This window comes from Limnothrix sp. FACHB-881 (genome assembly GCF_014698135.1).
Classification (GTDB): Bacteria; Cyanobacteriota; Cyanobacteriia; order CACIAM-69d; family CACIAM-69d; genus CACIAM-69d.
The window spans coordinates 241,934-259,508 of the sequence record NZ_JACJSN010000002.1 but is presented as its reverse complement, the minus strand read 5'-3'; the positions used below and the strand labels follow the sequence as shown (position 1 = coordinate 259,508).

The 17,575-nt window shown below is 53.2% G+C and carries 16 protein-coding genes; 13 read left to right on the top strand and 3 right to left on the bottom strand.

All coding sequences use genetic code 11. From position 1 onward, the window contains the following. The first annotated feature begins 60 nt into the window (after window positions 1-60). Together H6G52_RS03550 and H6G52_RS03545 are read left to right on the top strand one after the other, a co-directional pair. Window positions 61-261 (top strand): DUF2811 domain-containing protein, encoded by a 201-nt coding sequence (locus tag H6G52_RS03550; RefSeq protein ID WP_099532685.1) that lies wholly within the window; start codon window positions 61-63, stop codon window positions 259-261. A gap of 467 nt (window positions 262-728) precedes the next feature. After that, window positions 729-1,241 carry a hypothetical protein gene (locus tag H6G52_RS03545; protein WP_190526468.1) on the top strand — a complete coding sequence of 171 codons (513 nt, stop codon included), beginning with the start codon at window positions 729-731 and terminating at the stop codon, window positions 1,239-1,241. Between the two features lie 208 nt (window positions 1,242-1,449). On the opposite strand, the gene H6G52_RS03540 is transcribed toward H6G52_RS03545, so the two are convergent. The 3 genes from H6G52_RS03540 to H6G52_RS03530 all read right to left on the bottom strand — a co-directional run bounded on the left by H6G52_RS03540 (window position 1,450) and on the right by H6G52_RS03530 (window position 5,842). Further along, complete coding sequence (locus H6G52_RS03540; protein WP_099532659.1) at window positions 1,450-2,022, bottom strand: Uma2 family endonuclease; 573 nt, start codon at window positions 2,020-2,022, stop codon at window positions 1,450-1,452. Between the two features lie 282 nt (window positions 2,023-2,304). Then, window positions 2,305-3,756 carry a 9,9'-di-cis-zeta-carotene desaturase gene (gene zds / locus H6G52_RS03535; protein ID WP_190526466.1) on the bottom strand — a complete coding sequence of 484 codons (1,452 nt, stop codon included), beginning with the start codon at window positions 3,754-3,756 and terminating at the stop codon, window positions 2,305-2,307. 133 nt (window positions 3,757-3,889) lie between these two features. Continuing rightward, on the bottom strand, window positions 3,890-5,842 hold the full coding sequence (locus H6G52_RS03530; protein WP_190526464.1) for a hypothetical protein: 1,953 nt from the start codon (window positions 5,840-5,842) through the stop codon (window positions 3,890-3,892). Between the two features lie 751 nt (window positions 5,843-6,593). Here H6G52_RS03530 and H6G52_RS03525 point away from each other — a divergent pair. From H6G52_RS03525 to bchB, 11 genes are all read left to right on the top strand, one after another. Further along, on the top strand, window positions 6,594-6,953 hold the full coding sequence (locus H6G52_RS03525) for an iron-sulfur cluster assembly accessory protein (protein ID WP_099532656.1): 360 nt from the start codon (window positions 6,594-6,596) through the stop codon (window positions 6,951-6,953). A gap of 499 nt (window positions 6,954-7,452) precedes the next feature. Further along, window positions 7,453-7,932, top strand: a complete 480-nt coding sequence (locus H6G52_RS03520; protein WP_099532655.1) for a hypothetical protein — start codon at window positions 7,453-7,455, stop codon at window positions 7,930-7,932. 326 nt (window positions 7,933-8,258) lie between these two features. After that, window positions 8,259-8,453, top strand: a complete 195-nt coding sequence (locus tag H6G52_RS03515; protein WP_099532654.1) for a hypothetical protein — start codon at window positions 8,259-8,261, stop codon at window positions 8,451-8,453. Between the two features lie 540 nt (window positions 8,454-8,993). Further along, on the top strand, window positions 8,994-9,551 hold the full coding sequence (locus H6G52_RS03510) for a DUF3727 domain-containing protein (RefSeq protein WP_099532653.1): 558 nt from the start codon (window positions 8,994-8,996) through the stop codon (window positions 9,549-9,551). A gap of 12 nt (window positions 9,552-9,563) precedes the next feature. Further along, window positions 9,564-10,661, top strand: a complete 1,098-nt coding sequence (mltG, locus tag H6G52_RS03505; RefSeq protein ID WP_190353456.1) for an endolytic transglycosylase MltG — start codon at window positions 9,564-9,566, stop codon at window positions 10,659-10,661. A gap of 109 nt (window positions 10,662-10,770) precedes the next feature. Further along, on the top strand, window positions 10,771-11,337 hold the full coding sequence (locus H6G52_RS03500; RefSeq protein ID WP_190353457.1) for a YqeG family HAD IIIA-type phosphatase: 567 nt from the start codon (window positions 10,771-10,773) through the stop codon (window positions 11,335-11,337). A gap of 946 nt (window positions 11,338-12,283) precedes the next feature. Further along, window positions 12,284-13,393: a glutamate 5-kinase gene (gene proB, locus H6G52_RS03495; protein ID WP_190526631.1), complete on the top strand. Its 1,110-nt coding sequence runs from the start codon at window positions 12,284-12,286 to the stop codon at window positions 13,391-13,393. A gap of 206 nt (window positions 13,394-13,599) precedes the next feature. After that, on the top strand, window positions 13,600-13,794 hold the full coding sequence (locus H6G52_RS03490) for an NAD(P)H dehydrogenase subunit NdhS (RefSeq protein ID WP_099532648.1): 195 nt from the start codon (window positions 13,600-13,602) through the stop codon (window positions 13,792-13,794). A 64-nt stretch (window positions 13,795-13,858) separates the two neighbouring features. Further along, entirely contained in the window at window positions 13,859-14,590 is a 732-nt protein-coding gene (locus tag H6G52_RS03485) for an HAS-barrel domain-containing protein (protein ID WP_190353460.1), read from the top strand. A 287-nt stretch (window positions 14,591-14,877) separates the two neighbouring features. Beyond that, entirely contained in the window at window positions 14,878-15,624 is a 747-nt protein-coding gene (locus tag H6G52_RS03480; RefSeq protein ID WP_099532646.1) for a response regulator transcription factor, read from the top strand. Between the two features lie 343 nt (window positions 15,625-15,967). Beyond that, window positions 15,968-17,494: a ferredoxin:protochlorophyllide reductase (ATP-dependent) subunit B gene (bchB, locus tag H6G52_RS03475; RefSeq protein ID WP_190526462.1), complete on the top strand. Its 1,527-nt coding sequence runs from the start codon at window positions 15,968-15,970 to the stop codon at window positions 17,492-17,494. Window positions 17,495-17,575: the final 81 nt, after the last annotated feature.

Sequence of the window (17,575 nt, the reverse complement as noted above, 5' to 3'; positions counted from 1 at the left end):
ACATCGCCGGGAGCCTGGCGCACAATGTTGCCGCTTACCAATGTGGCTGGGGTTTTGCCGATGAGTGGCACAGTTAGCATCGTGGCGGAAATTCCTGAAGAACTCCACGAAGCCCTTAAGGATTATTTGGAAGTGCATCCCGACTGGGATTTGAATCGGGTGTTTGCAGCGGCGTTGTCGCTTTTTCTGTTGCAAAACGGGGAGAGCGATCGGCGGGTGTCGCGGGTTTATCTATCAACGCTGTTTCGCCAACCGGCTTAGGGGTTTTGGCTCGGCTTGGCCTGCGATCGGGCGATCGGGAAGGCAACAGCATTAACCATCGCAATCAGCCATCGATTGAAAAGTTGAAGCTCCAGTGATAAAGCTCCAGAGATGAAACTCAAGCTCAAGAAACTCAAGCTCAAGACGTTGAATTGAGGTACTGAGTCAGGGTGCTTCAGCCAAAGTGCTTCAGTCAAAATGCTTCAGTTAAGAGGCTAAGTTACAACCGTTGATTAATCCTAAGCCGTGAAAAACGCTGTTGAAACCTAGCACTCAAAACTTAGCGCTAAATATTGCAGAGCCAAGGGAAGATTGAGTTATCCCTTGGCTCTATTCGTTTCTGATTGGTTTTAAACTGATTAGAAATTGGTCTATGCAACCGACGAATCAGATCCGTTCGTCAAATTCAGCAGATTCATCCATCAATGATCATAATCGGGGTAATGACAGCAGTGATGACAACACTCATGACAGCACTCACGGCAGTGGTTGACTCCCCATTGCTCGATCGCCTGGGCTTGGAGTGGGGGGACTTTGCCCTTTGGTTTGGCGTAATTGGTGCGGTGTTGGGTGGCTCTTTAGGGATTATGATTTGGGCCTATCGCGGCCAGGGTAGCCGATCGATTTTGTTCACGGAGGCGGTTCCCTTGCCAATAGAGAACGGCGATCGAATTCCTAAGGCGATCGCGGCTTTCAATCAAGGACAAACGCTGTTTACGCAAGGGGACTATCGAGCAGCCGGTGAGCGATTTGCAACGGCCCTAGAATTAGCACCCAACTGGCCGGAGGCTTACCATAACTGGGGTCTGGCCTTGGCCAATTTGCTCAATGACAATGAAGCAGTTCCTCGGTTGGTGAAGGCGGGAGATTTATATTTAGAAAATCAGAATTTGCAAGGTAGCGCTCTGTTGCGACGGCATTTATCGGCCATGGTCGAACGCAAAAAGCAACGGCAAGCCCAACAGAAACTGGTGAATTAATAGTTAATTAATAGTTAATTAATGGTGAATTCACTAATGGTGAACCTTAGCCCGTAGGGTGGGCATTGCCCACCGAATTGTTATTTTATGGCATCTGAAATCTGTCGTACCAATTGTTCTAGGCAAATGGTTCTAGGCAAAGGCTGGACAAGAAATTGCAGGATTTGAAGAATTTGAATTTTTGACATTCTTGGCATTTTTCGCAGTTTCAGAGTGCTAGCCAACTAAATAAAACTTCTGAGGTGAGGGTTAGCTCTCCGACAAATTCTGGAATGGGCAAGGGGCGATCGGGCATTTCTTCTAGATCAAACAACAGTGCCTCTTGACCCGGCCGATAGATCATCACCGCTTTGTTTGCAGGATCAATAATCCAACCAGCGATCGTTCCGTGCTGAAAGCAATGGCGTAGTTTTTTAAACAATTGGGCATGGCTTTGATCAGGAGACAGAATCTCCACCACCCAATCGGGAGCCAGCAGAAATCGATCGGCAATTTCACCCGATTCATCTTTGGGAATCCGTTCCCAAGAAAAGACAGCAATATCCGGCACGATCGAGCGCCCATCAAAGGTGCAACGCAATTCGGTAAATGCACTGGCTGACTTTAAGGGTTCCGTTACTGCATTGATGAACGCAGTCAACTTGCTTTGGATTCGGCTATGTTTTCCTTTGGGCATGGGTTTTTGCAGGATTTGCCCGTCGATATATTCACTCGCTGGTTGGGTTTCCGGCAACTCCAAAAAGTCTGCCAGGGCGATCGGGGCGGTCAGGGTTTCTAGCATGTGAACATCACCGTGCTTGCAACCAATTGATTTATAACCAATTGATTTATTTTGACACCAGAATTTTGAGATGCAGAAAAGTGGGTTCAGAACTGGCCTGAACTGGTTTGAATCGTCTGCACAATCAACACTTCTGCACGATCAACACTGTTAAACCTGGAGGGTGGCCATTAACCACCCCACACGTTGCTGCGATCAGCACCTGAAGATATGACCCGATCGCCCGGTTACCCCCGGTTGCCCGAGGATGACCCCATCAACCCCATCATGGGCAGCCGATGGCTAGGCCGCGATCGGGAGTTTGGTGCTTAACAGCGCCTTCGCGGCCTGTTTGCCCGAGAGAGTTGCACCCTCCATGCTGTCGATGTAGTCCTGCATGGTGTAGCTGCCGGCCAAGAAGAAGTTCTCGATCGAGGTCTTTTGGTTGGGGCGATAGGGATCCATGCCCGGCCCTTCGCGGTACAGCGATTGGGCCAGCTTCACCACCCCTGACCACACCAGATTCAGGCTGCGCGATGAGGGAAACAGGTCATGGACTTGCTTGAGGACATGCTGCACCGTTTCCTCATTGGACTTTTTGATGAATGGGTCGCCGGGAGTCAACACCAATTGCAGCAGGGAGCCTTGGCCCTCACGGTAGTAGTCTTTGGGGCTGGTAAGGGCCAAGTCCGCAAAACAAGAAAAATCCGCATCGGCCGAATAGAGCAAGTTATCCAGGCCCCGTGCTTTGCTCAGATCCTTCATGGCTTCGGGATCTTGCATTTCCGTGACCCAGCCATCGAACCGCAACTGCACCGTGGCCACGGGCACGGCTTCCAGCTTATAGATGTTGTCGAATTCGGGAATTTTGCGCCAGGATTCCGGCAACAGGCGCTGAATTCCGGGGATGTCGCAGGCGGCCACGTAGGCATCGGCCGTGATGCGCTCGGTGGCTTCCCCGTCGGCCACGTCAAGGCCCGTGACGCGGATTTCGCCGTTGCTGCTTTCGGTGTATTGCACTTCCCGAATGCGGCGACGCAGGTGAATTTTGCCGCCGCGATCGGTGATGTATTTCACGATCGGCTTGTGCAGATATTCATCGGGCGAGCCGGCCAGCATCCGCAACACCGAAGCTTCCGTTTTGGCAGCGAAGAATTGGAAGATGGTGAGCATACACCGCGCCGAAATATTTTCGGTGTCGATGAAGCCGAGGGCGTAGGCGATCGGGTTCCACATCCGCTTCAAGCTGCCGTCGGAGCCACCGTGGCTGCGAAACCAGTCGGCAAAGCTGACCCGATCCAGCTCACGGATCGTTTTCATTGCGCCATTGAAGTCTACCAATCCCCGGACGATCGGGCTGGTTCCCAGGGCGATCGAGTTAGCCAGCTTGTCGGCAACCGACAGTTGCGAAGTGGTGAAAAAAGCCTTCAGACCGTTGAAAGGGGCCCCGATCGGGAAGCGAAAATCCAGCTCGCCCAAATTGCCACCCCGATTTACGAAGGTGTGGGTATGCTCCTTCAGCAGCAGATTTTCAAAGGCTCCCACCTTTTTCATCAAGCCAAACAGGTTTTCATAGCAGCCAAAGAAGACGTGCAAGCCCATCTCCACATGGTTACCGTCTGCATCAACCCAACTGCCAACCTTGCCGCCAACAAAGTTGCGGGCCTCAAAGATTTCCACTTCATGGCCCGCATCGACTAGATCCACGGCGGTGGCTAATCCGGCTAATCCGGCTCCCACGATCGCGACTCGCATGGCTGCCTCAAATCCTTCTGTGCATCGGGTGAGTAGGGGCGATCGGGCGGCGGGTTCCTGGAACGGTTAACCCAACTCGATCGCCCAAAATATTAACAGATTGTAACATCGCAGTTGCCCGCTTCCGTCGCCCCTAGGCCTTCTCCCTTGCAATTTGAGCCTGCACTGCCGATCGGAGCAAATCTTCCATGCTCAACACATGGATATCCCACAACCGCATCAGATCTAATGGATCAACCATGCCGCGATTCTTGCCCGTGGCTCCCTTAAACACCGCCACCGAGCAGCGATTTCCCGCCGCCTTGGTTCGTTTGTGCCAGTCTTCAATCAATGCGAGATCGAACGGGTCATCTTGCCAATAAACATTCACCCCCAGCAAACGACCTTGCGCCGTGCAAAGCACCAATAAATCGTAAGCCTGATCAAACTGGTCATAACTCGACATTACCCCCATCGCGATCGGGCGATCTTGACTCAGCACTTCATCAATCAACGCCTTGGCTTTGGGCTGGGAGGTTTGCAAAGCCAGTAGCGGGAAACTCTGGGGCGATCGCTTCGACGACTGAGCAGCGGCCTTTCCAGCAGCCTTTCCGGAACCAGCTTTTTTCCGCTGGCCTTCCTGCACCGAACCGCCACCCGTCAAACTATTTGGCGTGAAGGGATAGTCCACCAAGGGCGATCGAAAAGTATCCGGGATCATGTCATAGGTCACCCGAGGCAAATTGGTTTCCAAATTGACCAACGTTCCCTCCGGCAACCAATCCATCTCAATTTCCTGAGAATAGTGGCGTGAACCTGATGGCAATTGTTGAGACGATGCCGATTTCAGCGCCCTGGGAACATAGCCAGGATTCAAGTTAGGGTTGCCCAATCCCAAAGGAACATCCCGTCCCGATGCAAGGGACAGCAATTTTTGGATTTGCTCCAAAGCGGCCATGCCCTCCGCATCCTCATCCAAGTCATCCATAAGATCGGGCATCAGCAAATGAGCCGCCAGGGATTCCGGATCCGCAACGGATTCCAGCAATCGCAGGGTCACATCAGGGCGCGTTTGAATCGTGACAGCAATGTTGTCCTGTTTACGCTTCTGGCCAGGATTAGGATTCGCTAAGGGATTCAGAATCCGAAATTGGTTTTTGAGGCTTGGGAAATCGTCAGCATCGTAAAGGATTTTGTTATTGCGCTTGATGAACTGATTGAGCGCTTCCAAAATTACGACCATCACCATCAATTCATCATCCGATAAATGATCCCGCATTCCTTCAAGGGGATGAATGCTGCCCAATTCTGGCCAAGCCGATTCACTCAAAATGGGGCTTTGGGAGGATGGTGCTTCACTCTCTTCTAGATCATTGAAGGTGAGGAAGAAACAATCTTGATTCAGAAAGATTTCTTCCATCTTGTGCGGTTCCGATCGATGGGGGCTGCTAATGATATCTTTGCGGAATTTCTCCAACGATTCCAGCGATCGATAGAGCAACAATCCCAGCTCCAACCCCTCCATACCCAAAGTGGATAGATAGAACTGGTGTGGCTCATCCAGCTCAAATTTAATTTCCACCACTTCGTATTCAGCCAACAACATCCAAGGGGCCGATCGCCAGGTGGCCCGAATTGCTTGAACCAGCCGTTTGGCGTGGGGCGAATCCCAAATGTCTCGCACTTCCAATTCTGGGTTATAGGCTTCCAGCGATTGCACCACATCATCAACCAGAGGCAGCTTCGCGCCGTATTCCACCTTGATGTCTAGCCCTTGCAGTGCGCCGCGCAGGAAAAATTGCAATTCTCGGTTGCAAACTACCAACCGCTGGGGCCGTCCCGGCGGCTGTTGTCCTCGGGGTTGTTCAATGGCCTGCAGCAAAACCCGCACCACCGCTCCGAACCCCGCCTCTTCTGTCACCGGCTCCAAAGCACGCAACGAGGGTTGACTAACATCCATCCACAACACACAGAGCCTTTGGGCATCATGGTTTGCGCGGGTATTGAGGGCACGGCTATGAACCGGTCTCAGGTCTCCCTGCCAAGTGGTTCGCAACAACGGAAGTTGTGTTAACCGTTCGATCGTCGCCTTTGGCAAACTTTGCATATCCCAGATCCCCAACAACACAGCGCATTGGAAAGAGCAGTGCGCACCCCATTTTCACGTTCTGACACAGCTTTTCCAGTTCCATTATCGCAATTCTTCCCAACTAGCACTTGCCAAACCCAGCATCAGCGCTAGCCTGACGAAACGGTGGCTTAACCATACGGGAGGTTTTAGGGGCGGTTGTGATGTCTTGGGATTAGGCAGGAACGGTTGATTTTCCGTGCCCCGATCGTCGCAACAGGAGGCTTAAGGGCCTTGGCCTTCAAGAACCGTTAGCGGTGGAATCAGAGTTTCAGAGGATTTGACGACAGACCCTACTAGCGTGGCTGCCTCAATTCGTTGGGCTAAATTACATGGCTGTTACCGTCACCTGATCGTTAAGCAGCAAGGGGCTTAAGCCCCTTGTTACCACGACTGGCTTCGCAACTTTGACCCAATGTATTAAGCCTGTCATGCCACTACGGTGGGGTGATTGTGCTGTGATTTCCTGCGGCGGGCTGATTTTACCGTGGTTATTTTGCCGTGGTTTCAGCCCAGAGCATTCAGGCAGAGGACGATCATTAGATGATCGTTAAGTGATCGTCACATCGCCAGAACCTATAGCCTCCTGGAATTACTGAAAATTAGCTGGAGGAGTTGCTTACAATAGATTTCATCAGATTTCATCGATTTCATAGATTCCGCGAAACTCTGGGGCCTTCCTCCACGGAGCCATCCCCAGGCAGTTGCTAGTCCCAGCCCTTTGAACCCTATGACTACTTCAACCATTCCCGCCAAGCAAGGCATTCAAATTAGCGAGTCGGCCCGCCAACACCTGCTCAACCTGCGCCAGAGCCAAGGCCAAAGCGACCTCTGCTTGCGAGTTGGCGTTCGGGGAGGCGGTTGTTCGGGTTTGTCTTACACGATGGACTTTGAGACGGCAGCGAATATTCGCCCCGATGACGATGTGTTTGATTACGGCGATTTCAAGGTGATTTGCGATCCGAAAAGCCTGCTGTATCTCTATGGTTTGGAACTGGACTACAGCACGGCTTTGATTGGCGGCGGGTTCCAATTCCGCAACCCGAACGCTACCCAAACCTGCGGCTGTGGGAAGTCTTTTTCGGCCTAGTTGGGATTGAACCTACAGCCTTTACCCAAAATCATTGGCACGCCATAGCGCAGATGCCATGAAGGAACGATTCGGTGGGCATTGCCCACCCTACAAGCTACGAGCTACTGGGTTTTGGTTGAGTTTATTTAGTTTGAGTTGATTTAGTTTGAGTTGATTTAGCTTGAGCTGATTTAGCTTGAGTTGAGTTGGTTTGAACTGGGCCTCCTGTCCTTAACTGGGTTTCATCAGTTTGGTGGGGCCCGTTGGGGGGACGATCGATCGCCCCTCTGTCAGCGGCGGCAGTCCTTCGGGATTGCCGTTTCGCGTTTGCTGGTATCGTTAGGATTCGGAATTATCCCTGCCATTCCGTTTTCGGGGCGATCGCGACTTTGTGCGCGCAACGCAACCCTTCAACAGTGGTCAAAGACCAAGCCTTTGGGCGATCGGTGCTGGCGGGTTGCTTCCCGTTGGCGATCGTTCGTCAGGACTGACCCTCATTCTTTTTCGTGGTTGACCCATGGCCGAAACTCCTGTTGTCACTTCAGAACTTGCGGATGCGGAAACCACTGACTCCGCGACGTTAACCGCCGAAGAACTGTTCTTGCAAGGCATCGATCGCTATCAAGCCGGTGAAGATCCCGCTGTGCTGATTCCGCTGTTCAAGTCCGTGTGCGATCGGGCCCCCAAAAGCAGCCCCCCTTGGACTTGCTTGGCATGGCTGTATCTGCTGACTGACCAAGCGGGATTGGCTTTCAAAGCTGCTAAAAAAGCCGTGAAACTCAATCCCCAGGATGCCCAAGCCCGTGTAAATCTGGCTGTTGCCATGATCGAAGACGGTCAAAAAGGGGTGCGCGAACAGGTGGAAATCGCCAGCCAGTTGGTTTTGATTGACCAAGACGCGGCCGAAGAAGTTCAGAAAAATTTGGAAGAGGCGATCGCCCAAAAACCCAACAGCAAAGGCTTTCAGCGGATCAAAGCTTGGATCTTTGATAGTTAGGGATCGCGCTGGGATCGCGTCTTATTGATTTTTTGGCATTGGAGTCAGGTAAAAACTGGCTCCATTTTTAATTGTCAAAAAACTTTACACTTTCTCGAACGATTGTGACCCCAAAAGGCCAAATCTCCGACAGGTCAAACCCTCGAAAAAACAGGGTTCAGCAGCTCCCTGGTTACAGCATTTACATTTAACAAGGGGTTGCAAGATGTCACAGAACTTTACTGGACAATCAAAAATTGAATGATAGGATTTTGCGATACAAGTTATTAGACTTGCTTTACCCGACCAGTTCAGTTCGTCGTCACACCGTTTCAGGAGTTAGGGAAATGTCTGCGAACAACGTTACTGTTAAGCCGGAAACCCGTAATCATAAGGGCTTTTTTGTCCAAGAAGCCTCCTACAAATTAATGGATATTGATGCATCGGGTTGGGCTTTGATTTGTGTTGATGATGCGGTTTGCCATTATGTGGATCCCGACAATCTTCTAGAGATGCTGTCTGAAGAAGATGCCATTGGTTAAGGGTTCCGTTGGTTGAATGGCTGAATCAGCGATTGCGCAACGACCATTCATGAAGTTTGCTAGATTCGCTGAATTGAGATGTTGGGTTGAAGGTTGTTCACTGAAACAATCGCTTCAAAAGAGAATGTTCAGCAGTTTGCAACCGGTTTTTCCCAATTCATTTTTCAAGTACGATCAATCCCATCTTGATTCTCAATGATGCCCCTGAGGCTGAGAATACCGGTGCGATCGCCCTTTCTTTTTTTCCCTTCAATTGGTGGCCCAGTGTTCGGCACAATTCACGGCACTCGGAACAGCACTGTTATGGGTTTCTCGATCGGGTATAGGCACTGAGTGAAAGATGGGTATTGAGGGTGAACTTACTCCTCTAGTCCGCAATGGGCCTCCTGTGCAGGGGGCTTTTTTGTGGGTGAGCCAATGGCCTGGCCATTCTGCTGTCAGTCCGGTGGTTGAGAGCAGGGCGGGAAAATCCTCATTATTCCCTGCGGCAACGCTGCCCTCATGGGGGATACTTTTAAGGTCTCGATTTCCATCGCGCGCATGACCCAAGAAGATACTGCGTGGGACGTTCCCACCATCACCCTGTCCGATGCCACGGGTCGGACATTGGAGTGTTTTGTTGAGCACTCGATCGAGGTGGAAGGCTCCGAGTATGTGCTCTTACACCCGGTGGATTCCCCGGTTGAGATTGTGACCTGGAAGGGTGACGACGAGGACGAGGAAGCCGTCCCGATCGAGAACGAGCAACAGATCGATCTCCTGTTCAACACGGCGAAGGCGGTGTTGGCAGAGGAGAACTTGAAGTTGAAGCGCACGGCGATCGTGCTGACCGTTGAGGGCGAATTACCCGAAGAGCCGGAGGACGATGAACCCTGGGAAGGGAACGGCTCCGGCGAAGATGTGGATGAGTTCCAGTGGTTAGCTAGCTTTTTTCATAATGAAACGGAGTACGCGGTTTATACGCCGCTGGATCCATTCTTCATTGTGGCCCGCATGAATGAGCAGGGACAGCCAGAATTACTGGATCCCGAGGAGCTGGAGCAGATCGAAGATTTGCTACCGTCGATCGAGGAACAACTATTTAATGGGTTGGAGTAGTTCGATCGAGCCATGCAACGATTGGGTCGCGTGATATTTACTCTCCTCGTGCCCACGGCGGCCTTGGTTGGTGCTTGGCAAGGATGGCAATGGTGGAGCTGGGCCAACCGTCCCATGGACTTGGCCCAGGGCGACACCGCCATGAAAGCAGTACAAGTGCAAATTGAACGGGGAACCAGCGCCCGGCAAATTGGCCGCGATCTGGAACGGTTGGGGATTATTCGCTCCAGCGCGGCTTGGGAACTGTGGGCCCGATGGCTGACTTGGAATGACGACAATGGCGGCTTCCAGGCGGGAACCTATGAACTATTACCCACGGCCCCGATGACGGACGTTGCCCAGCAACTTTGGCAGGGCAAGACCATTCAACAGAGCCTGACGATTCCGGAGGGCTGGACAGTGCGGCAAATGGCCGACTATTTCCAGTCCCAAGGGGTGTTTCGGGCGGAGGAGTTTTTGGCCCTCACGCAAAAAATTCCGCGCGATCGCTACCCCTGGCTGCCCCAGCGAATTACGTCCTTGGAAGGGTTTCTTTTTCCGGATACTTACCAGTTTCCGGGAGACACGATTACCCCGCAGGCGGTGATTGATTCCATGCTCGATCGCTTCGAGAAGGTGGCTTTGCCCCTGTGGAACCAAAATCGCGGCCAAACCAAGCTGGATTTGTTGGGGTGGGTGACGCTTTCCAGCATTGTAGAAAAAGAGGCGGTGATTCCCCAGGAGCGATCGGTGATTGCGGGGGTGTTTAGCAATCGGCTGAATCGGGGGCAAAAGCTAGAATCAGATCCAACGGTGGAATATGCCCTGAAAATTCGGCAAACACCTGATCGCCCTCTGACTTTCACGGATATTCGCCAGCCTTCGCCCTACAATACCTATCTCAATCCTGGGTTACCGCCGGGGCCGATCGCCGCACCGGGTAAGGCCAGCCTAGAGGCCACCTTGGCTCCGGCCAAAACAGACTATGTGTTCTTTGTGGCACGGTATGACGGAACCCATGTGTTTAGCAAAACCTTGGCGGAACACGAAGCCGCTGTGAAGCGCATTCGGGCCGAGCGCAACGCCAGGACTCGATCGACCCCTCAACCGGCGGCCAGCCCCAGCCCCTAGACACAATCGCCCCGATCGCCCTGATGATCGCCCCTTCATCAGTTTGCCGCTCCGTTTCGCTGCTCCGTTTCGCTGCTCAGTTCGATCGCCACAAGTTTGTGAGGTTCCCGTGACGTTTGGTGTCCTGCTTCAGCCCGACTTAATCCTAGGCGACTGCATTTTGGCCCTCACGCCGGAAGTGATTGTGCAGCACGGTTTGCAGGGCTTGATTCTGGATGTGGATGACACCCTGGTTCCCACCACCACCGACGCGGTTTCACCGGAACTGGTGACCTGGATCCAAGCGGTGCGGCCCCATGTGCAACTGTGGCTGGCCAGCAACAACCTGAGCGAGTCGCGAATTGGCAGCATTGCCCGATCGCTCGACTTGCCCTACTTCACCGGAGCCGCCAAACCCTCTCGCCGCAAGTTGCGCCAAGCGCTCCAAGAAATGCAACTGCCGCCGGAGCGGGTGGCCATGGTGGGCGATCGCCTGTTCACCGATGTGTTAGCCGGTAACCGTCTGGGGCTGTTCACCGTGTTGGTGCAACCGATGGTGAATCCCCTGTCGGCCCATCGGGGCTACCCGATTCACTCCCTCGAAGTGTGGCTCTCAAAACTGATTGGCGCATCGTTCTATCGCGATCCTTCGCCCCTGCCCACAGCGACCTCCTCGCCCGATCGCCCCACCAGCTAACTCAATCAATGGCCAACTCGAAGTCATTCTGAGATTGAGTTAAAAATGGCCGGTGCTCATGGATCTCGACTGGGTGGATCCCACCTGAATAGATGAGCACACAATTAAGCAGTCTTGGCCCCAAAAAACCAACAGAGCACCATTGACAACCGCCCCCAAAGATTCGGAATCCAATCCGAGGATTTGGGGGCTAACTTTAGGAGCGATTAGTCATGGTTTTTGCCATCATTAATCGTTGCAATTTGCGGTGTAACGCACAGATTCATGGTGAAAATCTAGGGAATAGGGCGCTTAATAATTTTTTGTCAATCCCGATACAGTTTTTATTCAAATCGTCTTCGTTTTCTGACCGGGGGGGATTTCTCTATCAAGTTGCCGCTATGGCTGAAACATTTTTTAAAGAAAAGATACTGATCCCGTGATATATCGCTTGCTAGAATACAAAATCTCGCCTTTTTGATTAACTTTTATGAAGAAACAAATATAAAAAAAATATAAGGAAATAAAACGCCATCCCAAAAATCTGCGATTCTAATAACAGTTCAAATGGGGTCAGCCAATAAAGACCCTAACCATAAAACCAACTTTTTTAAACACTCAAAGTGCTGGGGTCTCCGGATCCCGGCACTTTGTTTTTGGCCCTGCTGTTTTGGGGCCCTGTTGCTCAGGGTTTTTGGGATCACGGTGCTTGAGATCGCCGTTTCGCCCAGGATCTGGGTCGGGATCGGGGGCGGAGGTCTCGCGGTAATCTCAAGCATTCCGGTGGGGGATCCGCACGAAGGCGAGTCGATCGCCCAGAATTAGCCCCACGCATTACCCCCATACCTCAACTGTTTGATCCCCATCAACCTCGATCGCCCTGGGGCCACAGCCTGGGCCACTGGGGCCATTCGCTGGTTTGATAATTGGTTGCCCCTTGCAACCCTTCCAGAAGTGGTGGTTAGTTATGCGCCCGATCGTCTTGAAAATTGGCACTTCCAGCTTGACCCAACCGGACAGCGGCCGGCTGGCCTTGTCCACGATCGCCACGCTGGTGGAAGTGATTTGTGATCTGCGCGATCGGGGCTATCCCGTGGTGCTGGTGTCGTCGGGAGCGGTGGGGGTGGGCTGTGCGCGGTTGGGGCTGACGGAACGGCCCAAGGCGATCGCCCAGAAACAGGCCGTGGCCGCCGTGGGCCAAGGGCGACTGATGCGGGTCTATGACGATCTGTTTAGTCAGTTTGACCAGCCGATCGCCCAAGTGTTGCTGACTCGGGGAGACTTGGCCCAGCGCAGTCGCTACATCAACGCCTACAGCACCTTTCAAGAACTGCTGCGGATGGGAGCCATCCCGATCGTCAATGAAAACGATACGGTGGCCGTGGACGAGTTGAAATTTGGCGATAACGACACCCTTTCGGCCTTGGTGGCCAGCTTGGTGGAAGCGGAGTGGCTGTTTTTGCTCACGGATGTCGATCGGCTCTATTCCGCCGACCCGCGCCAAAATCCCGATGCGGAACCCATTCGCCTGGTGGAGCAAATGTCTGATTTGGAGGCGTTGGAGCTGGACATTGGCGGCCGTGGCTCCCAGTGGGGAACCGGCGGCATGGCCACCAAAATCACCGCCGCCCAAATTGGCACCAGTGCCGGGGTTCGCGTGGTGATCACGGACGGCAGCCAACCGCGTAACTTGTTGAAAATCTTGGAGGGGGCGGATATTGGCACGCAGTTTGCCCCCCAACCCCAGGCCACCAGCGCCCGCAAGCGGTGGATCGCCCATGGCCTGATTCCAGCGGGCAAGCTTTATCTCGACTCCGGGGCGGTGCGGGCCATCTGCACGGGCGGTGGATCCCTGTTAGCAGCGGGAGTTCGGGATTTGGAAGGGGAGTTTCAACCCCAAGATGCGGTGCAGCTCTGTGATTTGGAAGGGCGGGAGGTGGCTCGCGGCCTGGTGAATTTCAGCCATGAGGCGCTGGAGAAAATCTGTGGCAAGCGATCGGACGAAATTGCCGCAATTTTGGGGCATGATGCGCCGGAAACGGTGGTGCATCGGGATAACTTGGTGCTGGCCAGCTAAAGACGCGGGGCACAGGATTCAGCCATATTCAACCGTTCAACTGATTGGGGATATCAAAAATTTTGGGGGCGATCGGGCGGGATTGGGCGATCAAAGCAGCTCGATCGCACGCTATCGTAAGGGCTGGGCATCGGTTGACTGCCCCCGGGGCCCCAAGCCCTAATTCCCAAGCCAATCCCAGTCCCTGTTGAGTTCAGGCTAATCCTATGATCCTGCCCGGTTCCGCAGTCCGTGTCATTAACCCCAACGACACCTACTATCAGTTTCAAGGTCAAGTGCAGCGCGTGACCGATGGCAAAGTGGCCGTGCTGTTTGAGGGCGGCAACTGGGATAAATTGGTCACCTTCCGGTTCTCGGAACTGGAGACGGTGGATGCCACGGCTGGTCGCGGCAAAAAGTAACGCATTGGTTCAAGGCCGTCAAGCCCCTAACCCTTGCTCCCCTTAGCCCCGCTTTGGTTCGGTTATGCGTTTACCCCTGCCGCAATTTGCCCAGCGTGATCGCCCGTCCCATCACCTGGCGGAAGTGATTGAAACGGCCACGACGGAATATTTGGCCCAATGTTTGGAGCCAGAAACCCTTAGTTTTCCGACCATGCCGCCCTTTGGCAGTTGGGTGCGATCGCGCGATGAGGATTCCGGCAATCAGATCTATGGGGTGGTTTATCACGCCACCACCGCCCCGATCGACTCCGTACACCGGGCCCAGGCCTTGGGGCTGTCCTTGGAAGATTTGCGCGAACAGCAGCCGCAGATTTTTTCCATGTTGCGCACGGAGTTTCGGGTGGCGATCGTGGGGTTTGTGCCGCTGGAGTCATTGAATCCCGACGCGATCGGGACAGAAGGCGTGAACCCAGGGGCGATCGCCAACCTCCTGCAAGCGGGGGCCAAACTGATCAACGGCCCGATCTATCAACATTTGCCCCCTCGCCCACCCCAAATTCACCAGGCGGTGTATGGGTGCGATCGCCAAGAGGTGGTGGAATTCACGGCCAAAATGGACTTTTTGCGGACTTTGTTGCAAATGAGCGGCACGCCCACCGATGCGTTGATTGCCGCCACGCTACGGGAGGTTTATCGGCTGCGACAGGGCGATCGGCCCTGGTTGGTGCAGGCGGGCCGCGCCCTCAGCGTTCTGCTCAAGGATGATTACGATCGCCTGCGAGCGATCCTCGGCCAAGTTCATCTCAGTCCCTAATCCTTGTAATCCCTAATCTTTGCAATTCCTAAACCCCCAAGCGGCCGGCATGGGGGCGATCGAGCAGCAGCCACAGCAGCCACGCCACAGCCCGATTAGCCCCGGCCCGGTTAGCCCCAGCCCGATTGCGAATCATGGCAATATTGCGAACTGTTACCGTCAGTTGCGAACGATTGCTAAAACAAAATAGTGATTTTCCAGCCTTCTTCTCAGCCGCTTTATAATCCGATCAGGGATATGCAGTTGGTTGCCTGTCCCCGATCGCACGTTTTTCGGAGCCAAAGGCCATGCCGCGCATTCTCGTTATTGACGACGATCCAGCCATTTCCGAACTGGTATCCGTCAACCTAGAAATGGCCGGCTATGACGTGAACCAAACCACCGATGGCATCAAGGGCCAAGCCCTAGCGCTCCAACTCATGCCCGACTTGATCTTGTTGGACATTATGTTGCCCAAGGTTGATGGGTTCACCGTTTGTCAGCGGCTGCGACGCGATGAACGCACCGCCGATATTCCAGTGCTGATGCTGACAGCGCTGGGGCAAACACAACATAAAGTTGAAGGCTTCAATGCAGGGGCAGACGATTACTTAACCAAGCCCTTTGAAGTGGAAGAAATGTTGGCGCGGGTGCGGGCCCTGTTGCGACGCACCGATCGCATTCCCCAAGCCGCCAAACATAGCGAAATCCTGAGCTACGGCCCCTTAACCCTGGTTCCTGAACGGTTTGAGGCCATTTGGTTTGACAAAACTGTTAAGCTCACTCACCTGGAATTTGAGCTGTTGCATTGCCTGTTGCAGCGCCACGGCCAAACCGTTGCCCCCAGCGAAATTCTCAAGGAAGTTTGGGGTTACGATCCCAACGATGACATTGAAACCATTCGAGTTCACGTGCGACATTTGCGCACCAAGTTAGAACCCGATCCCCGCCATCCGCGCTACATCAAAACCGTTTATGGTGCGGGTTACTGTCTGGAATTGCCGGCCCAGGACGATCGCGCCGTGGAAACCGTGGCCGACACAGCTTCGGTTTAAGCGCCAGGTTGGGCGATCGCTTCGGCTCTGCAACCCTAAATTGCCTCCAGCCCAATTGGCTCCAGCGTCCAATTGAATTCAAGTTTGTTCAAAAGAAGACAAAGCCAAAACAGGGTTAATTCTCGAAAAGCCAATCCCAAACAAGGCAAACGCCATTCATTCGTCTGCAAGGGTTGTTAGGTCTCGCAACACTTGCAGATTTTTGTTTACGTTGCAATGCTTCATGTTTAGCGGGGATCAATTATTCGTCTGCGAGAATCAAACTTGGGCTTAGATTTAGATGCAAATTTAGACCTGATTCAACGTCAATGCGTCGGGCTATTGGGCCCAAGTTGAGCAGCAGATGAAATTAGCCTATTGGATGTATGCCGGGCCGGCTCACATTGGAACGTTGCGGATTGCCAGTTCTTTTCAAAAAGTCCATGCCATCATGCACGCCCCACTGGGGGACGACTATTTCAATGTGATGCGATCGATGCTGGAACGGGAGCGAGACTATACCCCCGTCACCACCAGCGTGGTCGATCGCAACGTTTTGGCCCAAGGCTCCCAAGAAAAAGTTGTTGATAATATTGTTCGCAAAGATCGAGAAGAAGCGCCCGATTTAATTGTGCTGACTCCCACTTGCACTTCGAGCATTTTGCAAGAGGATTTGCAAAATTTTGTGGCACGGGCCCAGTTGGATGCTAGGGGCGATGTGCTCTTTGCTGATGTGAATCACTACCGCGTGAACGAATTACAAGCGGCGGATCAGACCCTTCAGCAAATCGTCAAGTTCTACATTGAAAAAGCCCGCAAAGTGGGTGATTTGCAAACCCAAAAGACCGATCGCCCTTCGGTGAATATTTTGGGAGTGACCACGCTGGGATTTCATAACCGCCACGATTGCACAGAACTGAAGCGATTGATGGCAGATTTGGGAATTACAGTGAATGCGGTGATTCCCGATGGGGCTTCGGTGGAGGAACTGAAACAGTTGCCCCGGGCTTGGTTTAATTTGGTTCCTTACCGTGAAATTGGCGGGCTGACGGCGCAATATTTGCAAACGGAATTTCAGATGCCGCTTGTGGATATCACGCCGATGGGGATTGTGGAAACGGCCCGCTGCATTCGATCGATCCAAGCCGTGCTGAACAGCCAGGGCGAGCCGGTGAACTATGAAGGGTTTATTGATGAGCAAACCCGATTTGCTTCGCAAGCCGCTTGGTTCACTCGTTCGATCGATTGTCAAAATCTAACGGGTAAAAAAGCCGTGGTGTTTGGTGACAATACCCACGCGGCGGCCATGACCAAAATCCTGGCCCGGGAAATGGGAATTCAGGTGGTTTTGGCGGGCACTTACTGTCAGTATGATGCCGATTGGTTCCGGGATCAGGTCAGTGAATATTGCGATCGGGTTTTAATTACCGATGACCATACCCAAGTGGCCAACGCGATCGCGGAAATTGAACCGGCCGCCATCTTTGGCACGCAAATGGAGCGCCACGTGGGCAAGCGATTAGATATCCCTTGTGGTGTCATTGCGGCTCCGGTTCATATTCAGAATTTCCCCGTTGGCTATCGACCCTATTTGGGCTACGAGGGAGCCAATCAGGTGGTGGATTTGGTGTATAACTCCTTCACCTTGGGCATGGAAGATCATTTGCTGGAAATCTTTGGCGGCCACGACACCAAGGAAGTGATTACCAAGTCTGTTTCCACGGATTCGGAGCTGAATTGGAGTCGCGATGGGCTGACGGAGTTGAACCGTGTGCCGGGTTTTGTGCGGGGCAAGGTGAAGCGCAATACGGAAAAATTTGCGCGCGATCGGGGGCTGACGCAAATTACCGCTGAAGTGCTCTATGCCGCCAAGGAAGCCGTTGGCGCATAGCCCAGCCAGGAACCCATCTCCCCCAGGAAGCAGGAAACGCCTTGGTACAATGCCCAGGGATTGATCGCATCGGTGGGGGAC